At 60.7% G+C, this 2966-nt stretch carries 3 protein-coding genes; 2 read left to right on the forward strand and 1 reads right to left on the reverse strand.

Translation table 11 applies throughout. From position 1 onward, the window contains the following. The first annotated feature begins 140 nt into the window (after window positions 1–140). Window positions 141–2105, forward strand: a complete 1965-nt coding sequence (locus tag ACIQ17_RS32580; RefSeq protein ID WP_398473699.1) for a hypothetical protein — start codon at window positions 141–143, stop codon at window positions 2103–2105. Window positions 2106–2458: 353 nt separating this feature from the next. Beyond that, window positions 2459–2698: a hypothetical protein gene (locus ACIQ17_RS32585; protein WP_398473700.1), complete on the forward strand. Its 240-nt coding sequence runs from the start codon at window positions 2459–2461 to the stop codon at window positions 2696–2698. A gap of 68 nt (window positions 2699–2766) precedes the next feature. Here the strand turns inward: ACIQ17_RS32585 and ACIQ17_RS32590 are convergent. Further along, window positions 2767–2966, reverse strand: a 200-nt coding sequence (locus ACIQ17_RS32590; protein WP_398473701.1) for a hypothetical protein, incomplete at its 5' end; no start/stop codon positions are given.

A 2966-nucleotide genomic window follows, 5' to 3' on the forward strand; every position in this document is an offset into this window, starting at 1 on the left:
GACCCCGGCCTCTGACGGTCGCTCCTCTCCTCACATTGCTGCGGGAAACCGCCCCCGCTGCGACTCGATCTTCGCGTGTGATTTGACTCCGTACACGCAGAATATGCATGATGCTTCCGTACAGCTAGGCGGACATCACCATGGTCGTGTTCCTGTTCTCGGCCGTCCTGACATTCATACTCTATGAATGCCTCGCCTTCACGGCCATGCCGCTCCCGCCGCGCAAGGGCTGGTTCCGGATCGGCACCATCAAGATCAACTTCCAGCAGGCATCGGCAATCTGGGCGCGGCGCGTCCTCATCATTGCGATCACGCTCGGTATCAGCCTTTGCATCCTGTTCGTGCACGACACTTTCAGCCCGATCGACCGGTTATCGCGCAACAAGATCAACATCACGATGGGCTTCCTGTTCGGCCCGCTGTTCGCGATCTGGCTCAACGGCATCTTTCGCCTTCCGCCGGGCACACCGCTCAGTCGAAGCCAGACGCTGGGCGGCATCGGGCTGATCGCCTTCTGCATCGTCGGCTCGCTCGGCGAAGAGACCGGAAAATTCGTCCAGCAATGGGCGCGCAAAGTCAGCAACGTGAAAGGCTTCGGTATCGAACTGTCGATGTCCGATCCTGCGCGGAAGAAAGACCCGAGCCAGGGCGCCACACCGCTCGCCGGCAGCAAGAGCTTTTCATCCGGCCGCGGCTCCGCCGGGCTGAGCTATCTCGGCCAGCTCGATGACATCATCGACCGCGACATCTCCTATATCAAATTGCTTGGCGGCAACGATCCCGAGGTCTTCGCGCAATTGGAGCGGGCGAAGAGTTTTGCCCACAGCGCCGTCAGCCCGCCGCTGACCTGCCTTGCCGCATGGTTCGACGAGACCGCCGACAGGACGCTGGTCAACGACCATATCGGCGCCTTCGCGCGCGTGTTCCGGCAGGTGCCGACACTCGACAGCGAGACCCGGCGCAGGGATGCCAGCGAGATTTTTGTGCGCAACATGGCCGCGATCATCGCCGACATTCAGAGAGCCGGTGCCGTCATCACCGTGAAGAGAGCATGCGGCAGCCTGCTGGAGGTGTTCTGCCCGGAGACTCCCGCATCAGCGCGACCGCACGGCCCAGAACAAACCATCGCCGATCAGACCGACTGCATATGGCTGACGGCGCGCTGGGCGGCCGATGAAGACGGGCTGATCAATTCACCCACAGCAACGGCGCATGTCGCGGCGCTCTCCGGCCATCTGGATTCCTTCATCGCCGACGACGCCCTTCATGGCCGCCCCTATTTCGCTATTGCGCATGCTAGCGCGATGGTACAGCTCAAGCAGTATGAAGCGGGCATAGCCATTCTCTATGAGTGGCTCGACCAGTTCGAAAAGAAGTCGGCGCAAACCAAAGGGGCGAGCGATCCAGCCGCCAACTGGATGATCCTGCGCACGCGCTCGATCCTCGCCGCTTATTCCGAGGAATGGATTCTGGCCCAGGGCAGCGCGGCTGCCACCGTGTTTCGCAACGAACATCTGCGCAATCTCGACATCCTGCGCGGCGGGCTGGAGCGCATTCTGGCGCAGCCGGATTTCCTGACCCGCCCCGTCGCTGCTCGCGACCCGCGCGCCTTCGCGATGCCTGGACCGTGCCGCTCGAAGGAGCCGGCGAAGGAACTGGACCTGTGGCGTAAAATTTATACGTCCTACACATCCATGGAGCTGACGCAGATCCAGAACCGGCTTAATCATCCGCAATACCGGCGGCATGCGGAGACGACGAATGCAGACGTGCTAAAACTGGTGAATCGCGACCTGTCCTGCCTGTCGGCCTATCCACCGGTGGCGCTGGTCTATGCGCAGATACTGGAAGCCTATGCGCGCAACATCCTGCTCTATGCGAAAGCAAAGAAGGACGCGGAGAGCTCCGGCAGCCGCCTCAAAAAAGCGGAGCTGGCCATTGCCTATGGGCTGGAGATCACGCGGGCGCAGGCCGAACTCGACCTCAACCGCAGCGGCGGCACTTTTCTCGCGCGCGGCACGCCCAGCGACTGGGTCGCCGCCCGCGAGGCGCTCGAACAGACGTTGCTGGAGATTTTATCGGTGAAAGAGAGTTTGGCCGAGTGACGCGCGTGATTATTGAGGCCTAGGGCCGCGCGGATCAGGATATCGGCGATCGGGAAATCGGCGTCGGTGGATCGAGATCGCCGCGCGCAGGCGCTCGGCCTGCGCGGCGGAGACGGCTTACGGAGGTGTCACCCCGGCATGCGCCGCAGAGACGACCCATGTCATTGCCAGAACGGCGACCTGAACGATAACGACCCTGGACTTGAACAGCGTCATTGCAACCTCCAACATCCGAGAGCCAGAATACTACCAAACCCGACTGAATGCCAGATGAATGCCATGCGACCTTTCGGATGATTGAGCATGCTGGGGAATTTGGGCCGGCACACGGAAGCGGAGGATGCAGGCTGCGATTGCCGGCACATCGACAAGATACCACCGCCGACGACGAATTCGCCTTTTTCAACGTCACTTATGTGGACGGCTCGCAGCGCTCGAACCGCCGCGTCCCCTCGGAGCTGCTCGGCGGCCTCGACGGCGACGAGCCGGCCAAGCAGGCCATCGCCGACCAGGACCGCGAGATCGCGGAAAAGAGCGGCAAGCCCCCGATCGAGATCGCGAGCGTGGAGCGCGTCGGGGCGAAGAAGAAGTAGAGGGTCAATTAGTCTTTCCCAGAAAGGCATAACGACCGAGCATTGAGGCGAATCAGCCCGCAGCAGACTCAATACTTGGTATTCGTACCGGTATCGAAAAGCGTAATACTTAGCTTACCGCTATCTTCATCTCCCGCGACGGGGACTACAATCAACTCCGACTTAAAAGTCTTACGGAAAAATTCCTGAAACTTTTCCTCTTCCCTAAGTCGCTTGAACACCGGCCATTCTCTGATTTGCTGTTCACCAACTTTTTCGCGTCTCGCAG

This window comes from Tardiphaga sp. (assembly GCF_044340795.1).
Lineage (GTDB): Bacteria > Pseudomonadota > Alphaproteobacteria > Rhizobiales > Xanthobacteraceae > Tardiphaga.